The 24,422-nt window shown below is 69.8% G+C and carries 23 protein-coding genes and 1 riboswitch; of the genes, 18 read left to right on the top strand and 5 right to left on the bottom strand.

Going from position 1 to position 24,422, the window contains the following annotated elements; all coding sequences use genetic code 11:
* Positions 1–61: 61 nt before the first annotated feature.
* The 3 genes from glyA to gcvT form a co-directional block, all read right to left on the bottom strand.
* Positions 62–1,321 carry a serine hydroxymethyltransferase gene (glyA, locus tag AB0L33_RS13525; protein ID WP_365680727.1) on the bottom strand — a complete coding sequence of 420 codons (1,260 nt, stop codon included), beginning with the start codon at positions 1,319–1,321 and terminating at the stop codon, positions 62–64.
* 19 nt (positions 1,322–1,340) lie between these two features.
* The gene (gene gcvH / locus AB0L33_RS13530) at positions 1,341–1,718 is read right to left on the bottom strand and encodes a glycine cleavage system protein GcvH (protein WP_365680730.1); all 378 of its coding nucleotides are present in this window, start codon (positions 1,716–1,718) and stop codon (positions 1,341–1,343) included.
* Between the two features lie 101 nt (positions 1,719–1,819).
* Positions 1,820–2,935: a glycine cleavage system aminomethyltransferase GcvT gene (gene gcvT / locus AB0L33_RS13535; RefSeq protein WP_365680732.1), complete on the bottom strand. Its 1,116-nt coding sequence runs from the start codon at positions 2,933–2,935 to the stop codon at positions 1,820–1,822.
* Between the two features lie 144 nt (positions 2,936–3,079).
* Positions 3,080–3,173: riboswitch (glycine riboswitch) on the bottom strand.
* Positions 3,174–3,357: 184 nt separating this feature from the next.
* Here gcvT and AB0L33_RS13540 point away from each other — a divergent pair.
* The 10 genes from AB0L33_RS13540 (at position 3,358) to AB0L33_RS13585 (ending at position 13,848) form a co-directional block, all read left to right on the top strand.
* Positions 3,358–4,041 carry an AAA family ATPase gene (locus tag AB0L33_RS13540; RefSeq protein ID WP_365680734.1) on the top strand — a complete coding sequence of 228 codons (684 nt, stop codon included), beginning with the start codon at positions 3,358–3,360 and terminating at the stop codon, positions 4,039–4,041.
* A gap of 125 nt (positions 4,042–4,166) precedes the next feature.
* Positions 4,167–4,937 carry an enhanced serine sensitivity protein SseB gene (locus AB0L33_RS13545; RefSeq protein WP_365680736.1) on the top strand — a complete coding sequence of 257 codons (771 nt, stop codon included), beginning with the start codon at positions 4,167–4,169 and terminating at the stop codon, positions 4,935–4,937.
* Positions 4,938–5,049: 112 nt separating this feature from the next.
* Positions 5,050–5,817, top strand: coding sequence for an enhanced serine sensitivity protein SseB C-terminal domain-containing protein (locus AB0L33_RS13550; protein ID WP_365680738.1), 768 nt, complete (start codon positions 5,050–5,052; stop codon positions 5,815–5,817).
* A gap of 282 nt (positions 5,818–6,099) precedes the next feature.
* Positions 6,100–7,092 (top strand): ABC transporter permease, encoded by a 993-nt coding sequence (locus tag AB0L33_RS13555; RefSeq protein ID WP_365680740.1) that lies wholly within the window; start codon positions 6,100–6,102, stop codon positions 7,090–7,092.
* A gap of 44 nt (positions 7,093–7,136) precedes the next feature.
* The gene (locus AB0L33_RS13560) at positions 7,137–8,900 is read left to right on the top strand and encodes an ABC transporter substrate-binding protein (protein WP_365680742.1); all 1,764 of its coding nucleotides are present in this window, start codon (positions 7,137–7,139) and stop codon (positions 8,898–8,900) included.
* An 89-nt stretch (positions 8,901–8,989) separates the two neighbouring features.
* On the top strand, positions 8,990–9,979 hold the full coding sequence (locus AB0L33_RS13565) for an ABC transporter permease (protein WP_365680744.1): 990 nt from the start codon (positions 8,990–8,992) through the stop codon (positions 9,977–9,979).
* Complete coding sequence (locus AB0L33_RS13570; protein ID WP_365680746.1) at positions 9,976–11,064, top strand: ABC transporter ATP-binding protein; 1,089 nt, start codon at positions 9,976–9,978, stop codon at positions 11,062–11,064. The genes AB0L33_RS13565 and AB0L33_RS13570 overlap by 4 nt, the downstream gene beginning before the upstream one ends.
* Positions 11,061–12,275 carry a dipeptide ABC transporter ATP-binding protein gene (locus tag AB0L33_RS13575; RefSeq protein ID WP_365680749.1) on the top strand — a complete coding sequence of 405 codons (1,215 nt, stop codon included), beginning with the start codon at positions 11,061–11,063 and terminating at the stop codon, positions 12,273–12,275. Before AB0L33_RS13570 ends, AB0L33_RS13575 begins: the two co-directional genes overlap by 4 nt.
* Before the next feature lie 18 nt (positions 12,276–12,293).
* Complete coding sequence (locus AB0L33_RS13580; RefSeq protein WP_365680751.1) at positions 12,294–12,953, top strand: trimeric intracellular cation channel family protein; 660 nt, start codon at positions 12,294–12,296, stop codon at positions 12,951–12,953.
* Between the two features lie 58 nt (positions 12,954–13,011).
* Positions 13,012–13,848 carry a thioesterase family protein gene (locus tag AB0L33_RS13585; protein ID WP_365680753.1) on the top strand — a complete coding sequence of 279 codons (837 nt, stop codon included), beginning with the start codon at positions 13,012–13,014 and terminating at the stop codon, positions 13,846–13,848.
* A gap of 18 nt (positions 13,849–13,866) precedes the next feature.
* On the opposite strand, the gene AB0L33_RS13590 is transcribed toward AB0L33_RS13585, so the two are convergent.
* Positions 13,867–14,502 carry a TetR family transcriptional regulator gene (locus AB0L33_RS13590; protein ID WP_365680755.1) on the bottom strand — a complete coding sequence of 212 codons (636 nt, stop codon included), beginning with the start codon at positions 14,500–14,502 and terminating at the stop codon, positions 13,867–13,869.
* Positions 14,503–14,614: 112 nt separating this feature from the next.
* Between AB0L33_RS13590 and AB0L33_RS13595 the strand changes: the two genes are divergently transcribed.
* The 3 genes from AB0L33_RS13595 (at position 14,615) to AB0L33_RS13605 (ending at position 16,290) form a co-directional block, all read left to right on the top strand.
* A complete protein-coding gene (locus AB0L33_RS13595; RefSeq protein WP_361019877.1) occupies positions 14,615–14,767 on the top strand; it encodes a hypothetical protein in 153 nt (50 codons plus the stop codon).
* The gene (locus AB0L33_RS13600; protein ID WP_365680757.1) at positions 14,764–15,033 is read left to right on the top strand and encodes a DUF4190 domain-containing protein; all 270 of its coding nucleotides are present in this window, start codon (positions 14,764–14,766) and stop codon (positions 15,031–15,033) included. The genes AB0L33_RS13595 and AB0L33_RS13600 overlap by 4 nt, the downstream gene beginning before the upstream one ends.
* A gap of 87 nt (positions 15,034–15,120) precedes the next feature.
* A complete protein-coding gene (locus AB0L33_RS13605) occupies positions 15,121–16,290 on the top strand; it encodes a cysteine desulfurase family protein (RefSeq protein ID WP_365680759.1) in 1,170 nt (389 codons plus the stop codon).
* Here the strand turns inward: AB0L33_RS13605 and AB0L33_RS13610 are convergent.
* Positions 16,287–16,967, bottom strand: a complete 681-nt coding sequence (locus AB0L33_RS13610) for an N-acetylmuramoyl-L-alanine amidase (RefSeq protein ID WP_365680761.1) — start codon at positions 16,965–16,967, stop codon at positions 16,287–16,289. The two genes, AB0L33_RS13605 and AB0L33_RS13610, sit on opposite strands and share 4 nt — an antisense overlap.
* Before the next feature lie 61 nt (positions 16,968–17,028).
* On the opposite strand from AB0L33_RS13610, the gene mnmA reads away from it, so the two are divergent.
* The 5 genes from mnmA to AB0L33_RS13635 all read left to right on the top strand — a co-directional run bounded on the left by mnmA (position 17,029) and on the right by AB0L33_RS13635 (position 24,316).
* The gene (mnmA, locus tag AB0L33_RS13615) at positions 17,029–18,159 is read left to right on the top strand and encodes a tRNA 2-thiouridine(34) synthase MnmA (protein WP_365680763.1); all 1,131 of its coding nucleotides are present in this window, start codon (positions 17,029–17,031) and stop codon (positions 18,157–18,159) included.
* Positions 18,160–18,271: 112 nt separating this feature from the next.
* Positions 18,272–19,540 (top strand): ATP-binding protein, encoded by a 1,269-nt coding sequence (locus tag AB0L33_RS13620; RefSeq protein WP_365680765.1) that lies wholly within the window; start codon positions 18,272–18,274, stop codon positions 19,538–19,540.
* A complete protein-coding gene (locus tag AB0L33_RS13625; RefSeq protein ID WP_365680767.1) occupies positions 19,537–20,367 on the top strand; it encodes an RloB family protein in 831 nt (276 codons plus the stop codon). The genes AB0L33_RS13620 and AB0L33_RS13625 overlap by 4 nt, the downstream gene beginning before the upstream one ends.
* 108 nt (positions 20,368–20,475) lie before the next feature.
* On the top strand, positions 20,476–23,058 hold the full coding sequence (locus tag AB0L33_RS13630; protein ID WP_365680769.1) for a class I SAM-dependent DNA methyltransferase: 2,583 nt from the start codon (positions 20,476–20,478) through the stop codon (positions 23,056–23,058).
* Positions 23,048–24,316: a hypothetical protein gene (locus AB0L33_RS13635; protein ID WP_365680771.1), complete on the top strand. Its 1,269-nt coding sequence runs from the start codon at positions 23,048–23,050 to the stop codon at positions 24,314–24,316. The genes AB0L33_RS13630 and AB0L33_RS13635 overlap by 11 nt, the downstream gene beginning before the upstream one ends.
* Positions 24,317–24,422: the final 106 nt, after the last annotated feature.

The following is a 24,422-nucleotide window of genomic DNA, read 5'->3' on the forward strand; positions in this document are numbered from 1 at the left end:
CACCGCGCCCACTGTTCAGTGTGCGGGTGCCCCTCCCAAAGGCGCGAATGCGCCGGGTCGGCTACTTCAGGCCGGGGTACAGCGGGAACTTCTCGGCGAGCGCGGCGACCCGGGCCTTCAGGCCGTCCGCGTCGTAGGACGGCTTGAGGGCCGAGGCGATGATCTCGGCGACCTCGGTGAAGTCCTCGGCGCCGAAGCCGCGGGTGGCCAGGGCCGGGGTGCCGATCCGCAGGCCGGAGGTGACCATCGGCGGCCGCGGGTCGTTGGGGATGGCGTTCCGGTTGACCGTGATGCCGATCTCGTGGAGCCGGTCCTCGGCCTGCTGGCCGTCCAGCTCGGAGTTGCGCAGGTCCACCAGGACCAGGTGCACGTCGGTGCCGCCGGACAGGACGGAGACGCCCACCTCGGTGACGTCGGGCTGGACCAGGCGCTCGGCCAGGATGCGGGCGCCCTCCAGGGTGCGCTGCTGGCGCTCCTTGAACTCCTCGCCCGCCGCGACCTTGAACGAGACCGCCTTGGCCGCGATCACGTGCTCCAGCGGGCCGCCCTGCTGGCCCGGGAAGACCGCCGAGTTGATCTTCTTGGCGAGCTCCTGGGTGGAGAGGATCACACCGCCGCGCGGACCGCCGAGGGTCTTGTGCGTGGTGGTGGTGACGACGTGGGCGTGCGGCACCGGGTTCGGGTGCAGGCCCGCGGCGACCAGACCGGCGAAGTGCGCCATGTCGACCATCAGGTACGCGCCGACCTCGTCCGCGATGCGGCGGAAGGCGGCGAAGTCCAGCTGGCGCGGGTAGGCGGACCAGCCGGCGACGATCAGCTGCGGCTTGGACTCCTTGGCCAGGCGCTCGACCTCGGCCATGTCCACGACACCGGTGTCGTCCACGTGGTACGGGACCACGTTGTAGAGCTTGCCGGAGAAGTTGATCTTCATGCCGTGGGTCAGGTGACCGCCGTGCGCCAGGTTCAGGCCCATGATCGTGTCGCCCGGCTTCAGCAGCGCGAACATCGCGGCGGCGTTCGCCTGCGCACCGGAGTGCGGCTGGACGTTCGCGGCCTCGGCGCCGAAGAGCGCCTTGATCCGGTCGATCGCGATCTGCTCGACCACGTCGACGTGCTCGCAGCCGCCGTAGTAGCGGCGGCCGGGGTAGCCCTCGGCGTACTTGTTGGTCAGGACGGAGCCCTGTGCCTCCATGACCGCGACCGGAGCGAAGTTCTCCGAGGCGATCATTTCGAGCGTGGACTGCTGGCGCAGGAGCTCGGCGTCGACGGCGGCGGCGACGTCCGGGTCCAGCTCGTGGAGGGAGGAGTTGAGAAGCGACATCAGGTGGTCCCTTGGGGTCTCAGTTGCCGGAGAACTCGGTGTACTCGTCGGCGGAGAGCAGGTCCTTCGGCTCCTCCGCGACGCGTACCTTGAACAGCCAGCCGCCTTCGAACGGAGCGGAGTTGACCAGCGACGGATCGTCCACGACGTCCTGGTTGAACTCCGTGATCACACCGGTCACCGGGGAGTACAGGTCGCTGACCGACTTGGTCGACTCCAGCTCACCGCAGGTCTCGCCCGCGGTCACCTCGTCGCCGACCGCGGGAAGCTGCGCGTAGACGACGTCACCGAGCGCGTTGGCCGCGTGCTCGGTGATGCCGACCGCGGCCACACCGTCCTCGGCGGGCGACAGCCACTCGTGCTCCTTGCTGTACCGCAGCTGCTGGGGGTTGCTCATGGTCTGAATTCTCCTGTACGCGGGGAGTGCGGATGAACGATGGTCTTACGGTGTGAGACGGGACCGCGTCACGTACGCGGCACCGGCCGGGTCCTACGGTTCTACTTCTTGCGCTTGTAGAAGGGGAGCGCCACGACCTCGTACGGCTCGTGGCTGCCTCGGATCTCCACCGCGACTCCGGCGGTGCCCGGCTCGGCGTGCGCCGCGTCGACGTACGCCATGGCGATCGGCTTGCCCAGCGTGGGGGAGGGGGCGCCGGAGGTGACCTCGCCGATGACCTCGCCGCCGGCGACGACCGGGAATCCGGCGCGCGGCACCCGGCGGCCCTCGGCGACCAGGCCGACGAGCTTGCGGGGCGGGGCGGTCTCGGCGCGCTCCGCGGCGGCCTCCAGCGCCTTGCGGCCGACGAAGTCGCCGTCCTTCTCGAACTTCACGACCCGGCCGAGCCCGGCGTCGAACGGGGTCAGCGAGGTCGTCAGCTCGTGCCCGTACAGCGGCATGCCCGCCTCCAGGCGCAGCGTGTCACGGCAGGACAGGCCGCACGGGATCAGGCCGTGCGCGGCGCCCGCCTCGGTGAGCGCCTTCCACAGCTGCTCGGCGTGGCCGGGCGCGACGAACAGCTCGAAGCCGTCCTCGCCGGTGTAGCCGGTACGGGCGATCAGCGCGGGGACCCCGGCGACGGTGCCGGGCAGACCGGCGTAGTACTTCAGGCCGTCCAGGTCGGCGTCGGTCACCGCCGCGAGGATCGCCGGGGACGCGGGGCCCTGCACGGCGAGCAGCGCGTACGCGTCGCGGTCGTCGCGGACCTCGGCGTCGAAGCCGGCGGCGCGCGCGGTCAGCGTGTCCAGGACCAGCTGGGCGTTGCCGGCGTTGGCGACGACCATGTACTCCGTGTCCTGGAGGCGGTAGACGATCAGGTCGTCCAGGATGCCGCCGTCCTCGGCGCAGATCATCGTGTAGCGGGCCCGGCCGGTCGAGACCGTGCCGATGTTGCCGACCAGCGCGTAGTTCAGCAGGTCCACGGCCTGCGGGCCGGTGACCGTGATCTCGCCCATGTGGGACAGGTCGAAGAGGCCGGCCTTCGTGCGGACGGCGTTGTGCTCGTCGCGCTCGCTGGCGTAACGCAGCGGCATGTCCCAGCCCGCGAAGTCGGTCATCGTGGCGCCCAGCGAACGATGCAGGGCATCGAGGGCAGTGTGGCGGGGGGTGCTGCTCATGAAACGGACTCCCAGGGCATGACGACGGCGAGGACGATCCCTCCCCATCTGTCATCGGAACCTGAGAGGTTCGCCGAGAGACCCCGCGGGGGTCCGGCTTGCACCTTGGGTGGAGCCGCAGGGCGGCTCGCTTTTCAGATCTGCCTCATCCACGCGGTACGGGGCCTGAGAGATTCAAGGGAGGATCTTGCTCCTTCGGCGCCCGGCACGGTGACCGGGACTCTCCCGCGCGGATTCAAGCGGCCTGTATGCAGTTGGCGGGGTCATCATCGCACGCATTCCGGGGGAGCGGGGCCCCGGCACCGGTGGGGCCCGTCACGCTTCCGCGGCGGGTCGGACGGTTGTGCCGCATTACCTTTTCTTTACACTTCCGGGGTAGGTACCGATCCTGCACGCGTCGGCCGTACGGCCAGGGGGAGGCGATGACGTTGCGCTACGCGACGACCGCGGGAACCACGAGCACCGCGCTGCCCGCGCAGTCCGGCTCACCGCCCCGGCGGGCGGTGGGCACGCACCCGCCCGTCGTCCGCGACCTGCGCGGCCGGGCCGGGCGCGGTCCGCGCGCCCTGTGCTTCGCCGCCGGGGACGTCGTGGTCGTCTCCGGGCTTCCCGGCAGCGGCAAGTCCACGCTGATCTCCCGCACCGCCCCGGCGTACGCGGTCGACTCCCAGGACACCCGGGACCGCTGGGCCCGCCGGATGCCCCGCTTACTCCCGTACGTCCTCTACCGCCCGCTCGTCCGCCTCTCCCACTACCGGGGCCTGCGGCGGGTGCTGCGCTCCGGCGCCTTCGTCGTCGTGCACGACTGCGGGACGCAGAGCTGGGTCCGCGCCCTGCTCGCCCGCCATGCCCGGCGCCGGGGCGGCGTGCTGCGTCTGGTCCTGCTCGACGTCTCCGCCCGGACCGCGCGCGAGGGCCAGCGCGAGCGCGGCCGGGGCGTCTCCGCGTACGCCTTCGCCCGGCACCGCAGGGCCGTGGGGCGGCTGCTGCGCGACACCGAGGCGGGGCTGCTGCCGCGGGGCTGCGGCTCGGCGGTGCTGCTGGACCGCGAGGCGGCCGGGGCGCTCACGCGCATCACGTTCGCAGACGCACAGACCGACGGCTGAAAACGGACCGTCCAACGGCCGGACAGTAGCCGGGCACCAGCGGTTTCCGGACAGCCCCGGGGAGCGACGGACGTCCGGGGAGGCCGTACCCTCTTGCTGCACGGCAACGGGGCGAGAGGGAAGCAGTGGACATTCCGGCACAGGCCGGGAGCCTGCCGCAGGGCGGCTGGCCGGCCAATGAACTCGAAGAGGTGCTGGGCGCCTCGCTCGGCACCCCGGAGGCGGGCGGCCGCCTGCTGGAGGTGCTCGGCCGCAGCCACGTCTGGGTGCCCTTGCCCAACGGCGGCGGACCCGGCGCCCGGGACCTCGACCTGCCCGCGATGGAGATCGACGGCGCCGCGTACGTCCCCGTCTACAGCTCCGAGCACCAGTTCCTCACCTGCGTCGGCGACCGGATGTCCTTCACCATCGCCCCCGCCGTCGAGTTCGCCCGCGGGCTGCCCCCGCAGCTCGGCATCGCCGTCAACCCCGGCGGCGCCGTCGGCCTGCCGCTGCCCCCGCCCGCCGTCGCCGAGCTGTGCCGGGCCGGGCGCACCCCGCTCGACGGCCCGGCGACCGGGGGCCGGGTCCGGCTGTACGAGCCGGACTGGAAGGAGGAGCCCGTCGACTTCCTGGCCGCCGCAGCCGGCGAGTTCCAGGAGAGCGGCGTCGTCAGCACCGCCCGCCGGGTCCTGGCCAGCATCGAGGGCGACGACCCCGTGCTCTTCGTCGGCGTCGAGTTCGCCACCTGGGACGGCGCCGGACAGAGCGCCCCGATGGAGGCCCTGGGCCGGGCACTGGGCCGCGTCGCGGTGCCGTGGCCGGTCAACCTCGTCCTCCTCGACGTGGCGCAGGACCCGGTCGCCGACTGGATGCGCGAGCGGGTGCGGCCCTTCTACACGCGCGCCCCGCAGTGACGGGACGGCCGCGGCGTCAAGCCGGTGACAGCGCGGCCGCATAAGCTGGTTTGATGGCTGAAGGCCGATGCCCGGTGGCCGAAGCAGAGGATCTACGAGGGGCGGGACCAGGGTGAGTGCGTCAGGCACCGCGGCGGCCGGTCAGGTCGAGCACATGCTGCGACAGGTCGCGCCCGGGCGCTACGACGCGTACGAGGCGCTGCTCCGGGCCCTGGCATCCGGCCGGGTCTGGATGCTCCTGTGGCACGGCCGCCCCGGCGCCCCCGACGCCCAGTACGGGAACATGGAGGTCGACGGCCTCGGCTACGCCCCGTGCGTCACGTCCCCCCAGGAGCTCACGGCCAGCGGCTGGAGCCGGGACCACGAGGTCGTCGCCGGACTGGACATCGCGCGCTCCCTCTACCCCGACCGCTGGGGCGTCTGGCTCAATCCGCACGCCCCGGGCGGCGGTGTCGGCGTCCCGTGGCTGGACCTGCGCCGCATCGCGACCGGCCTCGACCGGATGCCCGCCGGGCCGCTGCGCATCAGCGAACCCGCCGTCGACATCCCGCAGTTCTACGCCCAGCTCACGCAGAACGCCCACCACACCCCCGCGATCCGCTCGCTGCGCCGCGCCTGGGTGCAGCCCGCGCTCGGCGTCCCGTACCTCGCCGTCGGCCTCGATCTGTACGACACGAGCCGGCCGTCCGTCGACGCGGTGCGCGCGATGATGCGGCAGTCGGTCGGCGCCGTCCCCGAGGGCCTGCCCGTCTCCACGGTCGCGATGTCCGACGAGTACGACCCGGTCGCGATGTGGCTGCGCGTCAACTCCCGTCCCTTCTACGACCGCGAGGCGCACGCCGCGCCCGGTTACGGCTACCCCCAGGCGCCCGCGTACTGATTCCGCGTCAGACCCCGGCTAATCGGGGGCATTGGGGCACTTCGGCGTTCGTGCGCGAAGTGTTCGTTATCGCTGATTTGCGACCGACAGGCCCGATTGCCGATCCCGGCTGTTCGGATACCGGAAGCATTCAGACGTCATCACGTTTGAGCAAACATTCCCCGTCAGGTCTGGCGGGTGTGCGCGAAGTGGCTGAAGACTCCCACGCAACTAGCTACGTACGAGCCGCTACCGCGGCGGTCACGGGCCGGCCACCGCCGGCCGAGAGGGGTCTCCAGCGCGATGACGGCACCTATCGAGACCACCAGGGCGGATGCGCGGCCCGAAGCGGTGCTGGAAGGCGCGGGCCGCAAGGAGATCGAGGGCCGTTCGCTCGGCCGCATCGCCTGGACCCGGTTCAAACGGGACAAGGCCGCCATGGCCGGTGGCATCGTTGTCGTCCTGCTGATCCTGACCGCGGTGCTCTCCAAGCCGCTCCAGTCGCTGCTGGGGCTCGACCCCAACGCGTTCAACCAGAGCCTGGTCGACCCCGTCATGCTGGCGCCCAAGGGAAGCTTCGGCGGGATGAGCTGGGACCACCCGTTCGGCGTCGAGCCGCAGACCGGCCGCGACATCTTCGCGCGCATCCTCGAAGGCTCCTGGGTCTCGCTCGTCGTCGCCGTCGGCTCCACCCTGCTCTCCGTCGCCATCGGCGTCGTCATGGGTGTCGTGGCCGGGTTCTACGGCGGCTGGGTGGACAGCCTCATCAGCCGGCTGATGGACACCTTCCTCGCCTTCCCGCTGCTGCTCTTCGCGATCTCCATCTCCGCCTCCCTCCAGGGCAACGCCTTCGGGATGGAAGGGCTCACGCTGCGGATCGCGGTCCTGATCTTCGTGATCGGCTTCTTCAGCTGGCCGTACATCGGCCGCATCGTGCGCGCGCAGACGCTGTCGCTCCGCGAGCGCGAGTTCGTGGAGGCCGCCAGGTCGCTGGGCGCCCGCGGTCCGTTCATCCTCTTCCGCGAGCTGCTGCCCAACCTCGTCGCGCCGATCCTCGTGTACGCGACGCTGCTGATCCCCACGAACATCCTCTTCGAGGCGGCCCTGTCCTTCCTGGGCGTCGGCATCGCCCCGCCGCAGGCGTCCTGGGGCGGCATGCTCACGCAGGCGGTCGACCTCTACGAGGTGGACCCGATGTTCATGGTCATTCCCGGCATGGCGATCTTCATCACCGTGCTGGCCTTCAACCTGCTGGGGGACGGGCTGCGTGACGCACTCGACCCTCGTGGCAAGTAAACGCGGCAGTGCCGCACAGGACTAGCGAGGGGGCTTTCCTCAGCATGCAGAACAGAAAGACAGCGGCGCTCATAGCCGTCGCGATCGCGGTGTCGCTGGGCGCCACGGCGTGCAGCAAGGACTCGGACGGCGGCAGCGGCAAGGGCGGCGGCGGCAGCAGCGCCAAGGCCGACGCCGGTCTGACGAGCATCGTCAACGCCAGCGACAAGAAGGGCGGGACGGTCACCTACGAGCACACCAGTGGCCCGGACTCCCTCGACCCCGGCAACACGTACTACGGCTGGGTGCAGAACTTCTCCCGCCTGTACGCCCGTTCGCTGGTGACCTTCAAGCCGGCCGCCGGCAAGGACAGCCTCACGGTCGTCCCCGACCTCGCCACCGGCCTCGGCAAGGCGAGCGCGGACGCCAAGACCTGGACGTACACGATCCGCAAGGGCGTGAAGTTCGAGGACGGCTCCGAGATCACCTCGCAGGACGTCAAGTACGCCGTCGAGCGCTCCAACTTCGCGCCGGAGGCCCTGTCCAACGGCCCGACGTACTTCAAGGCGTACCTCGACGGCGGCGACAAGTACAAGGGTCCGTACAAGGACAAGTCCGCCGAGGGTCTGAAGTCCATCGAGACCCCGGACAAGTACACGATCGTCTTCCACCTCAAGAAGCCGTTCGCGGACATGGACTACCTGGCCGCGTTCTCGCAGACCGCGCCGATCCAGCAGAAGGCCGACACGGGCGCCAGCTACGTCCAGAAGATGGTCTCTTCGGGTCCGTACAAGTTCTCGGCGTACGACGAGAGCAAGGGCGCGACCCTGGTCCGCAACCCGGAGTGGGACCCGAAGACGGACCCGATCCGCAAGGCGCTGCCGGACCGGATCGAGCTGAAGTTCAACGTCAACCCCACCACCGTTGACGAGCACCTGCTCAACAATGAGACCACCGCGGACATCGCGGGCACCGGTCTGCAGTCCAAGACCCAGCCCAAGGTCCTGGCCAAGGCGTCGGAGAAGGCGAAGACGGACAACCCGTACGCCGGCGCCCTGCAGTACCTCGCGCTGAACGTCAACGTGAAGCCGTTCGACAACGTCGAGTGCCGCAAGGCCGTCCAGTACGCCGTCGACAAGCAGAGCATGGTCGACTCGATCGGCGGCTCGGTCAAGGGCGACCCGGCGAGCACGGTCATCCCCCCGACCGTCGCCGGCTACAAGAAGTTCGACCTGTACCCGACCGAGGGCAGCAAGGGCGACGCGGCCAAGGCCAAGGAGCACCTGGCCAAGTGCGGTCACCCGGACGGCTTCAAGACCACGCTGACGGCGCGCTCCGACCGTCCTGACGAGGTCACCGCCGCCACGCAGCTCCAGAACAGCCTGAAGGCGATCGGGATCACCGCCGAGATCAAGCAGTTCCCGGCGGACAAGTACTTCACCGACTTCGCGGGCGTTCCGGCCTGGGTCCACAAGAACAACGCGGGCATGATGATGATGGCCTGGGGCGCCGACTGGCCGACCGGCTTCGGCTTCCTCGACCAGATCGTCAACGGCTCGGCCATCAAGCCCTCCGGCGGCACCAACCTGATGGAGCTCAACGACAAGGGGATCAACGACCTCCTCGTCAAGGGCATCGGCACGGTCGACACCACGCAGCGCAACGCCACGTGGGGCGAGGTCGACCAGAAGGTCATGGAGAACGCCTCGGTCGTTCCCCTCTTCTACCGCAAGAACCTGCTCTACCGCCCGGACTCCGCGGCGAACGTCACCGTCACCGACGCGTACCTCGGCATGTACGACTACGTGCTCATGACGTCCACCAAGTAGCGCCTGTTCATCAAAAGCATCCCCTGAAAGGCAGGTGAAGGCGCCGGGCGGCGGGGTTACCCGCCCCACCCGCCCGGCGCCGCACGGCTGTGGCTGCGTATATCATCCGACGCGTATTCGCCGCGGTGTTGCTGCTGCTGGTGGTCAGCGCAGTCACGTTCGCGATCTTCTTCCTGGTCCCCCGCCTCGGCGGGCAGACCCTCGACTCCATGGCCGCCCAGTACGTGGGGAAGAGCCCGGACCCCGACGTCATCGCCGCGGTCAAGAAGAACCTGGGGCTGGACCAGCCCCTGTACCTCCAGTACTGGCACTTCATCAAGGGCATCGTGGTCGGCGCCGAGTACCAGTTCGGCCCGGACCCCGTCACCTGCAACGCCCCCTGCTTCGGTTACTCGTTCAAGACCCACACCGAGATCTGGCCGCAGCTCGTGGACCGGGTCCCGGTCACGCTCTCGCTGGCCGTCGGTGCCGCCGTCATCTGGGTCGTCTCCGGTGTCGCGATCGGCGTCGTCTCCGCGCTGAAGCGGGGCTCGCTCTTCGACCGCCTCTCCATGGGCGTCGCCCTCGCCGGTGTCTCGCTGCCGATGTTCTTCACCGGCCTGGTCGTCCTGGCGCTCTTCGGCAACGGGGAGTACGTGCCCATCACCGAGGACCCGGTCGCCTGGGCGGGCAGCCTGGTCCTGCCCTGGTGCACGCTCGCCCTGCTCTACTCCGCGCTCTACGCCCGGCTCACCCGGGCCGGGATGCTGGAGACGATGAGCGAGGACTACATCCGCACCGCGCGCGCCAAGGGCCTCCAGGAACGCAAGGTGGTCGTCAAGCACGGGCTGCGGTCCGCGCTCACCCCGCTGGTCACCATCTTCGGCATGGACTTCGCGCTGCTCCTCGGCGGCGCGGTCATCACCGAACGCGTCTTCTCCTTCCAGGGGCTCGGCGCCTTCGCGATCCAGGGCGTGACCACCGCCGACCTGCCCAAGGTGATGGGCGTGACGCTGGTCGCGGCCTTCTTCATCGTCATCTGCAACCTGCTGGTGGACCTCGTGTACGCCGCGATCGACCCCCGGGTGAGGCTCTCATGAGCGGCGTGACCAAGAAGGACTCCCAGACGGACGGGACCGTCCCGGCCCCGCGCCCGGGCGACGGCCGCCCGTTCCTCTCCGTACGCGACCTCAGCGTCCACTTCGACACCGACGACGGCCTGGTCAGGTCCGTGGACGGGGTCAGCTTCGACCTGGAGGCCGGCCGGACCCTCGGCATCGTCGGCGAGTCCGGCTCCGGCAAGTCCGTCACCTCGCTGGGGGTCATGGGGCTGCACACCTCGGAGCGGGCCCGCATCGGCGGCGAGATCTGGCTCGACGGCGAGGAGCTGATCGGCTCGGGCGCCGAGCGCGTACGACGGCTGCGCGGCCAGAAGATGGCCATGATCTTCCAGGACCCGCTGTCCGCCCTGCACCCGTACTACACGATCGGCGCGCAGATCGTGGAGGCCCACCGGGTCCACCACAAGGTCGACAAGAAGGCCGCCAGGAAGCGCGCCATCGAGATGCTGGACCGGGTCGGCATCCCCGAGCCGCACCGCAGGTTCGAGGACTATCCGCACCAGTTCTCCGGCGGCATGCGCCAGCGCGCGATGATCGCGATGGCCCTGGTCAACAACCCGCAGCTGCTCATCGCCGACGAGCCGACGACCGCCCTCGACGTCACCGTCCAGGCGCAGATCCTCGACCTGATCCGCGATCTGCAGAAGGAGTTCGGCTCCGCCGTCATCATGATCACCCACGACCTCGGCGTCGTCGCCGAGATCGCGGACGACATCCTCGTGATGTACGCGGGACGCTGTGTCGAGCGCGGCTCCGCCGAGAAGGTGTTCTACGAGCCCCAGCACCCGTACACCTGGGGCCTGCTCGGCTCGATGCCGCGGATCGACCGGGAGCAGACCGAGCGGCTGATCCCCGTCAAGGGCTCGCCGCCCAGCCTCATCAACGTCCCGCCGGGCTGCGCCTTCCACCCGCGCTGCCCGTACGCCGACGTGCCGCCCGACAACATCACCCGCACCGAGCGTCCGGAGCTGCGACAGGTCGGCGACGGGCACTTCTCCGCGTGCCACATGTCGCCCGAACAGCGCGACCGGATCTGGACCGAAGAGATTGCGCCGAAGCTGTGACTGAGCTGAACAAGAAGACTCCCGCGCCCGCCGCGGCCGGGTCGGACGGGTCCGGCCCCGAACCGCTCCTCAAGGTCGACGGCCTGGTCAAGCACTTCCCGATCACCAAGGGCGTGCTGAAGCGGAAGGTCGGTGCGGTCCAGGCCGTGGACGGGCTCACCTTCGACGTGCGCCCCGGGGAGACCCTGGGCGTCGTCGGCGAATCGGGCTGCGGCAAGTCGACCATGGGCCGGCTGGTGACCCGGCTGCTGGAACCGACCGGCGGCAAGGTCGAGTTCCAGGGCCGCGACATCACCCATCTGTCCGCCGGACGGCTGCGGCCGATGCGGCGCGACATCCAGATGATCTTCCAGGACCCGTACGGCTCGCTGAACCCGCGCCACACGGTCGGCGGAATCGTCTCGACCCCCTTCCGGCTCCAGGGCGTCAAGCCCGAGGGCGGCGTGAAGGCGGAGGTCCAGCGGCTGCTGGAGCTGGTCGGGCTCAACCCCGAGCACTACAACCGCTATCCGCACGAGTTCTCCGGCGGCCAGCGCCAGCGCATCGGCATCGCCCGGGCGCTCGCCCTGAAGCCGAAGCTGGTCGTCGCGGACGAGCCGGTCTCCGCGCTGGACGTGTCGATCCAGGCGCAGGTGGTGAACCTGCTGGACGACCTCCAGGACGAGCTGGGCCTGACGTACATGATCATCGCGCACGACCTGTCGGTGATCCGCCACGTCTCGGACCGGATCGCGGTCATGTACCTCGGCAAGATCGTCGAGCTGGCGGACCGCAAGTCGCTGTACGAGGCGCCGATGCACCCGTACACGAAGGCGCTGATGTCCGCGGTGCCCGTGCCGGACCCGCGCAGGCGCGGTGCCAAGAGCGACCGCATCCTGCTCAAGGGCGATGTCCCCTCGCCGATCTCGCCGCCCGCCGGCTGCCGGTTCCACACCCGGTGCTGGAAGGCGACCAAGGTCTGCGGGACGACCGAACCGCCGCTGCTCCGGCTGAAGACCGGGCACCAGGTGGCCTGCCACCACCCGGAGAACGGCGAGGACCAGGTGCCGGGCGACGCCCCGCTGGTCGCGGACGTCATCACGGTCCGGTCGGCGCCCGCGGAGGAGCCGGTGAAGGAGCCGGTGAAGGAGGCGCCCGTGACGGAGGCCCCGGAGGAGCCCGCGCCGGCCGCCGAGCCGTCCGAGCCCGCCCCGGACGGTACGAAGGAGTAGTACGGGCACAATTGCCCGGTGCTCACCGAACTGTTCACGCCCTCCGTCCAGCACGCGCTCGACATCGTGGGGATCTTCGTCTTCGCGATCTCGGGCGCTCTGCTCGCCGTACGCAAGAACTTCGATGTCTTCGGCATCGCGGTGCTCGCCGAGGTGACCGCGCTGGGCGGAGGGCTCTTCCGTGACCTGATCATCGGCGCGGTGCCGCCCGCCGCCTTCACGGATCTCGGGTACTTCACCACCCCGCTGCTCGCCGCCGGGCTGGTCTTCTTCCTGCACCCGCACGTGGAGCGCATCCAGGTCGGGGTGAACGTCTTCGACGCGGCCGGTCTCGGCCTCTTCTGCGTCACCGGCACGGTGAAGGCGTACGACTACGGGCTCGGCCTCACCTCGTCGGCGGCGCTCGGCCTGGCCACGGCGGTCGGCGGCGGCGTGCTGCGGGACGTCCTGGCCAACGAGGTGCCCTCGCTGCTGCGCTGGGACCGGGACCTGTACGCGGTGCCCGCCATGGTGGGCGCCACCATGATCGTGCTGTGCATCCGCTTCGACGCGCTCAACGCCCTGAGCAGCGGCGCGGCCGTGGTCACCGCGTTCGTCCTGCGGCTGCTCGCGCTCCGCTTCCACTGGCGGGCCCCGCGCGCCTACAACCGGCGCTCGGCGCGGGCGGACGAGGCGTGAACGACGCGGGCCAACAAAAAGCTACCGCTCAGTAATACAATCGGTGTACGGTGCCTCCATGGCACAGGCAACCATCGGGGACAGCGAGTTCGACCGGGACACCGCGGTCACCCTGCGCGAAGAGGGCGTCTACGACGCGGAGCTCTCGGCGGGCTGGACGATCATCCAGGCCGTCAACGGCGGCTACCTGCTGGCGATGCTGGGCCGCGCGCTCGGCGAGGCCCTGCCGCACGCGGACCCGTTCTCGGTCTCCGCGCACTACCTCACCGCCTCCGTGCCCGGTCCGGCGGTGATCCGGACCCAGACCGTCCGCACCGGCCGCACCCTCTCCACGGGTCAGGCGTCGCTCTTCCAGTACGCCGAGGACGGCACCGAGGTCGAGCGCATCCGTGTCCTCGCCACCTACGGCGACCTGGACGCGCTCAGCGACGACGTCCGCACCTCCGCGAAGCCGCCGGCCATCCCGCCGCGCGAGCACTGCCTCGGCCCCGGCGACGGGCCGGCGCCGATCCCGGGCAGCTCCGCGATCACCGACCGGCTCGACATCAAGCTGGACCCGGCGACCATCGGCTGGGCGATCGGGCAGCCCTCCGGCAAGGGTGAGATGCGCGGCTGGTTCGGTCTTGCCGACGGGCGCGACCCCGACGCGCTCTCCCTGCTGCTCACCGTGGACGCCCTGCCGCCGACCTCGTTCGAGCTGGGGCTCAAGGGCTGGACGCCCACCATCGAGCTCACCACGCACGTCCGCTGCCGCCCGGCCCCGGGCCCGCTGCGCGTCTCCATCACCACCCGCAACCTGGCGGGCGGCTTCCTGGAGGAGGACGCCGACGTCTGGGACAGCGCCGACCGCCTGGTCGCCCAGTCCCGCCAGCTCGCCCGGGCCCCGCGGGGCTGACCCGCCCGGCCCTTCCTCTCAGGCGCCCTGTGCCGGCTCGTCGAGCCAGTGCAGGGCGCCTAGTGCGATGAGCCGCAGCCGGCGCCCCGCCGTGCGGGCCACCCGCTCGTCGTCCCCCGGGCCCGCGTCCAGCAGGGCCGACGCGGTGATCACCATGTGGTCCACATAGAGGCCGCCGAGCATCAACAGGTCCTCCTCGGCCCAGCCCCGGAACTCCGGCTCCGCCGCGAGGGCCGCCGCCACCTCCTCGGCGAACAGCCGCAGCTGCGCCGCGATGGCCTCGCGGACCGGGCCGACCCCGCCGTGCTGCTCCCGCGCGATGAAGCGGAAGTGTGCGGGCTGCTCCCGTACGTGACGCCGTATCAGCTCCACGCTGCGGTCGAGCCGGAGCTCGCTGTCGCCGGTCTCGGCGAGTATCGCGCCGATCATGCCGTGCAGGCTGCCCAGGGTCTGCTCGACCAGGGCGACCCCGAGTGCGGGCACGCTCGCGAAGTGCCGGTAGAAGGCCGTGGGTGTGATGCCGGCCGCCCGGGTCACCTCGCGCAGCCCGAGGCTGCTCAGGCTCTGCTCCTCCAGCAGGCCGAGGGCCGCGTCCAGCAGCGCCTGGCGCGTGCGCAGCTTCTGGTGCTGGCGGACCCCCGCCGTGTGACTCATGCCATTCAGTAAACAACTGTTCTCCGGGGTGGGGAAGGGGCACCCGGGTTTAGACTCAAGAGTCAGTGAACAGTCGTACTCTCAATGGTCCGTCCGCACGGAAAGGCCGAACATGATCGTCCTCGTCGCCGCCCTGCTCCTGCTGGGGATCGTGCTGGGAGCGGTGGCCCAGATCCCGCTTCCGCTGTCGCTCGTCCTCGGCGCCCTCATCGGCTGCTGGCTGCTGGTCTTCGCCGTACGCGAGCGGGCGCGGGGGTCCCGGTGAGCGCGCCGGTCCAAGCCGCCCCGCGCTCCCGCCGGGACGCCGACGGCCTCGCCGTCGCCTCGTTCGTGCTCGGCCTCGTCGGCCTGCTGGTGATGAACCTCCTGCTGGGCCCCGCCGCCATCGTGATGGCCCTCGTGGCCCTGGCCCGCTCCACCACCCGGCGCGCCCGCGCCTTCCTCGGCCTCGCGCTCGGGGTCGCCGACCTGGTGGTCCTCGCCTTCCTGGTCACCGGAAACGGCCTCGTCTCCTGGGGCCTCGGCGGCTGACCCGCACCGCCGCACGCGGTGCGCGGGCCGTGGGACCCCATGCGCCCGCCGTACGCCCCGCCGCGGGCTCGTAGAATCGAGCCCACCATGGCTTACCTCGACCACGCCGCGACCACGCCGATGCTTCCCGAGGCGATCGCGGCGATGACCGCGCAGCTCGCCGTCACGGGCAACGCGTCCTCACTCCACGCCGCCGGGCGCCGGGCCCGCCGTACCGTCGAGGAGTCCCGGGAATCCCTCGCCGACGCCCTCGGCGCCCGCCCCAGCGAGGTGGTCTTCACCTCGGGCGGCACCGAGGCGGACAATCTCGCGGTGAAGGGCCTGTACTGGGCCCGCCGCGACGCCGACCCCCGCCGCACCCGGGTCCTCGCCAGCCCCGTCGAGCACCACGCCGTCCTCGACGCCGTCGACTGGCTGGCCGCCCACGAGGGCGCGACCGTCGAATACCTCCCCGTCGACCGGTACGGGCGCGTCCACCCCGAGGCGCTGCGCGAGGCGGTCCTGCGTGACCCCGGCGACGTCGCGCTGATCACCGTCATGTGGGCCAACAACGAGATCGGCACGATCCTGCCGGTACGCGAACTGGCCGAGGTGGCCCGCGAGTTCGACATCCCGATGCACGCCGACGCGGTCCAGGCGTTCGGGCAGCTCGACGTGGACTTCGGGGCCTCCGGGCTCGCCGCGATGACCGTCAGCGCGCACAAGATCGGCGGCCCGACGGGGGTCGGCGCGCTGCTGCTCGGCCGTGATCACACCCCGGTGCCCGTGCTGCACGGCGGCGGCCAGGAACGCCACGTCCGCTCCGGCACCCTGGACGTGGCGGGCATCGCCTCCTTCGCGGTCGCCGGGAGGATCGCGGCCGACCGGCGCGAGGAGTTCGCCCGGGAGACCGGCGCGCTCCGCGACGAGCTGGCCGCCGCCGTCCTGGCGGAGGTTCCCGACGCGCTGCTCGGCGGCGACCCGGCACCGGGCGGCCGTCTCCCGGCCAACGCGCACTTCACCTTCCCCGGCTGCGAGGGCGACTCGCTCCTGCTGCTCCTGGACGCCCAGGGCATCGAATGCTCCACCGGCTCCGCCTGCACCGCCGGGATCGCCCAGCCCAGCCATGTGCTGCTCGCCACGGGCACCGATCCGGACCTGGCCCGGGGCACCCTGCGCTTCTCGCTCGGCCACACCTCGACCGGGCAGGACGTCCAGGATGTCGCCCGCGCGATCGGCCCGGCGGTGGAACGGGCGCGCTCGGCGGGGCTGAGCTAAGCCTTGCCGGTCCTCCCGGACGTGGCCGCGCGGCGGACCAGCTCCATGTAGCGGTCCCAGTCCCAGCCGCGGCCCGGGTCCGTGTGGTCGGCGCCCGGGACCTCCACGTGCCCGATGATGTGCTCACGGTCCAGCGGGATGCCGTACCGCCCGCATATCGCCGCGGTGAGCTTCGCCGACGCTCCGTACATCGCGGCGGTGAAGTCCTGCGGGCGCTCCACGAAGCCCTCGTGCTCGATGCCCACGCTGCGTTCGTTGTACGAGCGGTTGCCCGCGTGGAACGCCACGTCCAGCTCGCGGATCATCTGCGTCACGTGTCCGTCCTTGCGCACCACGTAATGCGCCGCCGCCCGGTGCCCCGGGTCCTGGAAGGCGCGGACCGCGCTGCCGAAGCTGCCCTGCGTGACGTGGATGACCACGCGGTCGATGCCGTAGTCGTCGGGGCGGTCGGCCCGCCGCCAGTTCGCCTCCGAGGCGGCCACCCACTTCGCCCCCGCGTAGTCCACCGCCCCCGGTGTGCGCGGCTTCTCCACGCCCGGCAGCCGCCACCAGGCCCGCTTCAGCCGGTCCCGCGCCAGCGCCGCCGTGCCCACGGCCGTGACGGCGCCCCCGATCAGCACCGAGCGCCGGCTGATCCCGGTCCCGGTGCCGTCGCCGTCCGTCCCCTTGGTCCCCATGTGACGGACAACGCTTATCCGCGAGCTTTCGGTTCCCGCCCCCACGTACCCTGGTGGGGCTATGACTGAGACTCCCCAGCGCCCCCTCCGCGTGCTCGCCGCCATGTCGGGCGGTGTCGACTCCGCCGTCGCCGCGGCGCGCGCCGCCGAGGCGGGCCACGACGTGACCGGTGTCCACCTCGCCCTCTCCGCGAACCCGCAGTCCTTCCGGACCGGCGCCCGGGGCTGTTGCACCATCGAGGACTCCCGGGACGCCCGCCGCGCCGCGGACGTCATCGGCATCCCCTTCTACGTCTGGGACCTGGCGGAACGCTTCCGCGAGGACGTCGTGGAGGACTTCGTCGCCGAGTACGAGGCGGGGCGCACCCCCAACCCGTGCCTGCGCTGCAACGAGAAGATCAAGTTCGCCGCGCTCCTCGACAAGGCCCTCGCGCTCGGCTTCGACGCGGTGTGCACCGGCCACTACGCCACCGTGGTCACCGGCGCGGACGGCAATCGGGAGCTGCACCGCGCCTCGGACATGGCCAAGGACCAGAGCTATGTGCTCGGCGTCCTGGACGAGCGCCAGCTCGCCCACGCGATGTTCCCGCTCGGCGACACCCTCACCACCAAGGACGAGATCCGCGCCGAGGCGGAGCGCCGGGGCCTCGCGGTCGCCAAGAAGCCCGACAGCCACGACATCTGCTTCATCGCCGACGGCGACACGCAGGGCTTCCTGGCGGACCGCCTCGGCGGCAAGGCGGAGGGCGACATCCTGGACGAGTCCGGTGCGAAGCTCGGCACCCACGAGGGCGCCTTCGGCTTCACCATCGGCCAGCGCAAGGGCCTGCGCATCGGCCACCCGGCCCCCGACGGCAAGCCGCGCTACGTCCTGGACATCTCCCCGGTGAACAACACGGTGACCGTCGGCCCCGCCGAGGCCCTGGACGTCACCGCGCTCACCGCGATCAGGCCCCGCTGGTGCGGAACCCCTCCGTCCGGCCCTGGCACGTACACCGCCCAGCTCCGCGCCCACGGCGGCGAGACCGAGGTGACCGCCGAGCTGACCGACGACACCCTGCACGTCACGTTCACCGAGCCGGTCCGGGGCGTCGCCCCCGGCCAGGCGGTCGTGCTGTACGACGGCACCCGCGTGGTCGGCTCCGCGACGATCGCGACGACGGTACGCCGGGAGCGCGCGGCGGCGAGCTGACGAGCCGGGGCTGGCACGCCCGGTGCCGGCGTCATAGGCTGCACGTGCGGATCGTCCGCATGCGGTGTACGTACGACGGGGCCAGCCTCCCCGTCCTGTCGGGAGGCCGAGGGTGCTACTGCGTTTCCGGGTGGCCAATCACCGCTCGATCCGCGATGAGTGCGAGCTGTCGCTCATCGCGGCGGAGCATGGTGACGGCAACGGCCGCGTGACCGGGCTCCGTCACGGCGGGCACGACGTATCGGCCCTGCCGGTCCTGGGCATCTTCGGCTCCAATGCCGCAGGCAAGAGCAACATGCTCAGCGCGCTGTCCGACATGCGCCATGCGGTCCGCACGTCGTTCGCCGACTGGACGAAACTGTCCGGTGTGCCCCGCGCGCCCTTCAAGCTCGACCCCGCGTGCGCGGAGGAGACCAGCCTGTACGAGGTCGACCTCTCACTCGGCCGCACTGGCACCCGCTTCACGTACGGCTTCGAGCTTTCTGACGAGCGCGTCGAGGCCGAGTGGCTACATGCCTACCCGGGGGGCGAGCGGGAGACCTGGTTCGACCGTGAAGCCGGCCGCCCCGATGCCGAGGGTGGGGAGTTCGTCTTCGAGGGCGATGGCTACAAGGGGAATCACGAACTCCTGGTGTCCGTCACTCGGCCCGATTCCCTGTTCCTCTCCACCGCTGCCACCCTGAACGACCCCCAGCTCTCCGCGCTGCACCGGTGGTTCCTGGACAACCTGTGGTTGGTGACGCCCGGTGAGGACGTCGGACACCGCACCAGGTGGACCCTGGACCTCATCGAACAGAACGCGAAGGACGGCTACCGCGAGCGAGTTCTGCACCTGCTGGCCGCCGCCGATCTCGGTGTCACCGGCATGGAGGTCGACCCGGAGACCGGAGCGGTCAGACTCAGGCACCGCACTGGAGCCGGAGTCGACATCCCTCTGGACTTCCTCACCGAAGAGTCCTTCGGCACACACGCCTGGTTCGCCTTCCTCGGGCCGATGTTCACCGTGCTCGACAAGGGCGCGGTGCTGCTCGTGGACGAGCTCGACTCCTCCCTGCATCCGACTTTGGCGGCGGAGGTCGTACGGATCTTCCAGGATCCGAAGGCCAACCCGCGCAATGCGCAGCTGATCTTCACCACGCACGATGCCACTCTCCTGGGCAGCGCGGTGCTGGACCGGCCGCTCGGCCGTGACCAGGTCTGGATCGCGGCCAAGGACAGGTCGGGCGCGACGGAGATCTATCCGCTCACCGCAGCCCACCCGAAGGACGGCGAGAACCTGGAGCGGGGCTATCTGCGCGGGCGCTATGGCGGGGTGCCCCGCGTCAGCGCGGGCGAGATCGCCCGCGAACTGTCCTGGCAGGAGGAGAAGGCGACAGCGTGAGTACGCGGGGCGGGCAGCAGGGACAGCAAGGTGTCGCGGGGCAGGCTGAAGAGCCTCCCCGGCGGAAGCGTAAGAGCCGCAAGGGCGAGGAGAAGCCTCTCGTGGCCCCCGCACCCCCGCCGCCGGCCGATACACGGGCGCAACGGGTGCTGTACGTCGGCTGCGAGGGCGAGTCCACCGAGCCGGACTATCTCAACTACCTCAACGAACGCTTCGGTGACGGCAGCCTCACTGGCGGACGGCGGTTCCGCATCCAGCCAGTGTTCGCCAAGAACGGTCTGACGCCCGCCCGGGTGGTGGCAAAGGTCCAAGAAATGGCGGAGGAGGACGAGGCATGGGCCCTCTTCGACCGGGACCAGCACCACGACATCCCCGAGGCATTGGACCTGGCGGCTGAGAAGGGCACTGAGGTCTGCTTCTCCCACCCCTCGTTCGACCTGTGGCTGCTGCTTCACTTCCAGGCGTTCGGTGGCAGTCGCAACGGAAACAGCAAGGACGTGGTAGACGCGCTGCGGCAGGCGGACCCGGCCTTCAAGAACTTTGACAAGCGTAATGACAAGAGCGTCAAGGACGGACGCCGCGAAGCGCTGAAGAATAAGGAGACCGCCGCCGTGCGCCATGCGCGGAGCATGGTCGGCCAGTGTGAGCACAACACATGCAAGGTGAAGTCCACCAGGAAAGACCGTTACCAGTGGGACGGTGCTCCGGAGCGCCCCGATCCACTGATCCCGGCTTCGGGCCACGCCGCCGACTGTCCGGTTCTGGGACGCGATCCGTCCACCGACGTCTGGCGGCTGCTCGTGAGTCTGGAGATCGTGGACGCCTGATCGCGTGGGAGCCCGCCGATCCCGCCATCTGTCCGCACCGGGTTCTCGGGGCGTTTACGCTTCCCCAAGCATCCCGATCTGCTCACTTTATGTACGAAGGAATGGCGCGTGGCCAGAATCACCCTGCCCCAGCTCGAACGGCACCTGTATTCGGCCGCCGACATCCTGCGCGGCCGGATGGACGCCTCCGAGTACCGGGACTACATCTTCGGGATGCTCTTCCTGAAACGGGCCTCGGACGAGTTCGAACCGGAATGGAAGCGGGTGTACCGCGAACACCTGGACCGGACGAAGGACGAGGCGAAGGCGCTGAAGCGGGCCAACGATCCGGACTCTTACAAGCGGGTCTTCTACGTGCCGCCCAGGGCGCGCTGGTGGAACGGCCCTCACTTCGACCCAGCGGCCCCGGCCAGTCCCGCGCCTGGTATCCAGACCCTCACCGACAAGGTCGGCGAGCGGCTCGACCAGGCGATGGTCGCGCTCAGCGAGGGCAACGAGCGCCTCGCCGGTGTGACCACACACATCAGCTTCAACGAGGTAGTCGGCACGAAGCCCCGCTTCACCGATGCCGAACTGGCTCAGCTGATTCGTCACTTCACGCTCTACCGGCTGCGCAACGAGGACTTCGAATTCCCGGACATGCTGGGTGCGGCCTACGAGTACCTGCTGGGGGAGTTCGCCGACTCGGCGGGGCAGAAGGGCGGGGAGTTCTACACCCCGCGCGCTGTTGTACGCATGATGGTCCGGCTCGTCGACCCGAAGGCCCAGGACTCCGTCTACGACCCCTGCGCCGGCTCCGGCGGCATGCTGATCGCGGCCCGCGAGCATGTGGAGGAGCACGGCGAAAACCCGACTCACCTCTCGGTCAACGGGCAGGACAAGAACGGCCCCTCCTGGTCCATGGCCAGCATGAACATGGTGCTGCACGGCATCCATGAGTTCGACCTCAAACACGGCGACACCCTCACCGAACCGCTGCACTTCCAGCCCGGGACCACCCAGCTGCGCCGGTTCACCAAGGTCCTCTCCAACCCGCCGTTCTCCCTGAACTATGACGCGTCCCTGGTCGCTGAGGCCGACAGGAACCACGGGAAGCGGATGAAGCACTGGGCGCCGGAGGGGGGCAAGAAGGCCGACCTCATGTTCGTCCAGCACATGGTGGCAGTGCTGGAGGAACGAGGCGTCGCGGCAATCGTCATGCCTCATGGGGTGCTGTTCCGGGGCGGCAAGGAACGCGATATCCGAGAGCAGCTCCTCAGAGACGACTGCATCGAGGCGATCATCGGCCTCGGTCCCAACCTCTTCTACGGCACAGGGATCCCGGCCTGTGTGCTGGTGCTCCGCCGCCCCCACCGCAAGCGCGCGGGACGGTCGGGCAGGGTGCTGTTCATCAACGCCGATCGGGACTTCACGGTGGGCCGGAACCAGAACGAACTCCGCCCGGAGCACGTCGAGAAGATCGTCACCACGTACCAGCGGTGGCGCCAGATCGACCGTTACTCGCGCGAGGTCGAGGTCGATGACCTCCTGGCAGCTGAGGCCAACCTCAATATCCGCCGATGGGTCGACAACTCGCCGCCCGCCGAACCCCAGGACGTGCGGGCGCACCTCTACGGCGGTGTGCCGGTGACCGAGGTCGCGGACCGGGCGAATCTATTCCGCTCGTTCGGTGTGGACCCGACGGAGCTTTTCGAGGTGCGGGACGGGGACCCGGGCTACTACGACTTCCTGCCGGAAGGACCCGAAGCGACGGCGGCGCGTATCCCGATGCTGGCGGCGATGAAGAAGTCCGAGCTCGACGAGGTGTACGGCGCTTGGTGGAAGGACCACGCACCGCTGTTCGCGAAGCTCGCGGCGGATCGTGAGCTGATGAAGCTGCGGAGCGGGCTCCTGGACTCATTCAAGCGGGACATCGGTGCCGTCGGCGTGCTCGACGAGTTCACGACGGCCGGCATCATCGCCGACTGGTGGGCCACCAACCGCTACGACATGAAGGCGCTGGCGGCGGGCGGATTCGAGCGGGTGCTGACCGGCTGGGTCGATTCGGTCGAGGCGATCGTCGAGCCGGTTATCCCTGACGACGACAATACGACCCGTAGGCCGACGGTCACGGCGGTGGACCGCCGCCGCGCCATGGACCAGCCGGTGGTGCGCGTCCTGATCCCGGAGTTCCTGGACGCGGTGACGGCGGCGGACAAGGCCGTCGCCGATGCGGATGTCGCGCACAAGACGGCGCTGGAGGCGCTGACCGAGGCGAAGGGGCCGGAACCGGCGGACGAGGACAGTGATGCGGAGGCCGATGAGCCCGCGGAGGACGTCGCACCCGTGGCCTCCCCGGAGAGGATCGCCGCGCTGACAGGTGAGGTCGCCGCGTGCAAGAAGGCCCTGGCGGCGGCCAGGAAGAAGCGGAAGGGCTTGGACGAGGTGTTTCTGCCTCAGCTACGGGCCGCGCGGGATGTGGTCAAGAGCGGGGAGAAGGACGGCCCGGAGCGGGTGGTCCTGGAGGTCTTGAACGCTGACCTCTCGGGGCGCCTGGACGCGGCTGCGGCGGGGCGACGGCGCGAGCTGGTGGCGGTGTTCCGCCGGTGGGCGGAGAAGTACGGGGTGTCGTTGAGGGACTTGGAGAGGGAGAGCGACGCGGCTGCGGACGAGCTGGGCATGTGGCTGAAGGAGTTGGGCTATGCGCGGTGAAGGTAGCCCTTCGGGCCTGGATCGCGTCTATCCTTCTGTGTTCCTTGGGTCGCTGCTCGGCGGGATTGAGTCGGGATGGAGCCCTGCGTGCGATTCTGCACCGCCGGCGATCGACGAGTGGGGCGTGCTAAAGGTCAGCGCTGTTTCCTCAGGACGATTCCTTGAGGGGGAAGCGAAACGTCTTCTTGAAGGGATGAGAGGGCGTCCGGATTTGGAAGTGCATCCCGGCGATGTTCTTCTGACGCGCGCGAATGGGGTTCGGTCTCTGGTGGGCATTGCTTGCCATGTATCGGGTTCCCGCGCTCAGCTTATGCTTTCCGACAAGACTCTGCGCTTGGTGCCGAAGCCTTCGACGGACCCGGCCTTCTTGGTGATCTTGCTCTCTTCTCAGGGGGTGCGGCGCCAAATTCAAATCCTTCTGAATGGAGGTACTGGGCAGAACAATATTTCGCAGGCAGATGTCCGGACCCTTCAGGTGCCGGAGGTGCCAATGGAAGTTCAGCGCCGGATCGTCGCTGTGCACTCTGCCTTCGAGCGGCGGATCGGCGTGTTGGAGCGGGAACTGGGCAAGCTCGATCTTCTCCGATGTGGCCTGCGCGACAGCGGTGTCTCTGGGCCGCTGTCGCGGCTTGGGGAGGTACTTGCTGAGAGGCCCAAGAACGGATACTCGCCGTCCGAAGTGGACGAGTGGACCGGCCTGCTGGCTCTAGGCCTTGGGTGTCTTACGGCCGGAGGATTCGTGCCCAAGCAGTTGAAGCGAATTCCCGACAGCCCCATGGCTCGCAAATTCACCTTGGTGGACGGTGACCTGCTCATGAGTCGCGCAAATACCCGTGATCTTGTTGGGCTCGCCGGTCGCTATCGGGATGTCGGACAGTCCTGTATCTATCCGGATCTCATGATGAGGCTACGCCCGGACGAGCGGCGTTGCCTCCCCGCATATTTGGAAATGGCCTTGGCTTCCAGTCCTGTTCGTGCGGCCATTCGATCCGGAGCTCGTGGAACCAGTGAGAGCATGGTCAAGATCAGTGCCGGAGTAGTGGAAGCGCTACACATCCCGCTACCCAGCCTGGAAAAGCAACGAGAAGTTGTCGAAGCATCTGCGCTTCTTGATAGCCGAATTGTCAAACAGCGAGCGGTGATAGCGAAACTGCGAACTGTTCAGCAGGGGGTATGCGAGGACCTGCTCGCGGGGGCGGGCGCCCTGGATCCGACTTCTCCAGTCAGCCGAGGGCAGGCTGTCCTGCCGCCGGCCTGAGCGCGAGCGCACGCATGCAGCCCCGGGGAGCCAGGATTCCAGCACATGCTCACCAGGCGAATGCCGCCCTGGCCGGTTCCGCCCCCGCCGGTAGAGTTCCACGTAC

Origin of the sequence: Streptomyces sp. NPDC052299 (assembly GCF_040679335.1) — a bacterium.
Taxonomy (GTDB): Bacteria; Actinomycetota; Actinomycetes; order Streptomycetales; family Streptomycetaceae; genus Streptomyces.

Excerpts from the sequence above, each read along its gene's own strand:
- glyA (WP_365680727.1), bottom strand. The coding sequence starts at position 1,321 with ATGTCGCTTCTCAACTCCTCCCTCCACGAGCTGGACCCGGACGTCGCC.
- gcvH (WP_365680730.1), bottom strand. The coding sequence starts at position 1,718 with ATGAGCAACCCCCAGCAGCTGCGGTACAGCAAGGAGCACGAGTGGCTG.
- gcvT (WP_365680732.1), bottom strand. The coding sequence starts at position 2,935 with ATGAGCAGCACCCCCCGCCACACTGCCCTCGATGCCCTGCATCGTTCG.
- AB0L33_RS13540 (WP_365680734.1), top strand. The coding sequence starts at position 3,358 with ATGACGTTGCGCTACGCGACGACCGCGGGAACCACGAGCACCGCGCTG.
- AB0L33_RS13555 (WP_365680740.1), top strand. The coding sequence starts at position 6,100 with ATGACGGCACCTATCGAGACCACCAGGGCGGATGCGCGGCCCGAAGCG.
- AB0L33_RS13560 (WP_365680742.1), top strand. The coding sequence starts at position 7,137 with ATGCAGAACAGAAAGACAGCGGCGCTCATAGCCGTCGCGATCGCGGTG.
- AB0L33_RS13570 (WP_365680746.1), top strand. The coding sequence starts at position 9,976 with ATGAGCGGCGTGACCAAGAAGGACTCCCAGACGGACGGGACCGTCCCG.
- AB0L33_RS13585 (WP_365680753.1), top strand. The coding sequence starts at position 13,012 with ATGGCACAGGCAACCATCGGGGACAGCGAGTTCGACCGGGACACCGCG.
- AB0L33_RS13590 (WP_365680755.1), bottom strand. The coding sequence starts at position 14,502 with ATGAGTCACACGGCGGGGGTCCGCCAGCACCAGAAGCTGCGCACGCGC.
- AB0L33_RS13595 (WP_361019877.1), top strand. The coding sequence starts at position 14,615 with ATGATCGTCCTCGTCGCCGCCCTGCTCCTGCTGGGGATCGTGCTGGGA.
- AB0L33_RS13605 (WP_365680759.1), top strand. The coding sequence starts at position 15,121 with ATGGCTTACCTCGACCACGCCGCGACCACGCCGATGCTTCCCGAGGCG.
- AB0L33_RS13610 (WP_365680761.1), bottom strand. The coding sequence starts at position 16,967 with ATGGGGACCAAGGGGACGGACGGCGACGGCACCGGGACCGGGATCAGC.
- mnmA (WP_365680763.1), top strand. The coding sequence starts at position 17,029 with ATGACTGAGACTCCCCAGCGCCCCCTCCGCGTGCTCGCCGCCATGTCG.
- AB0L33_RS13635 (WP_365680771.1), top strand. The coding sequence starts at position 23,048 with ATGCGCGGTGAAGGTAGCCCTTCGGGCCTGGATCGCGTCTATCCTTCT.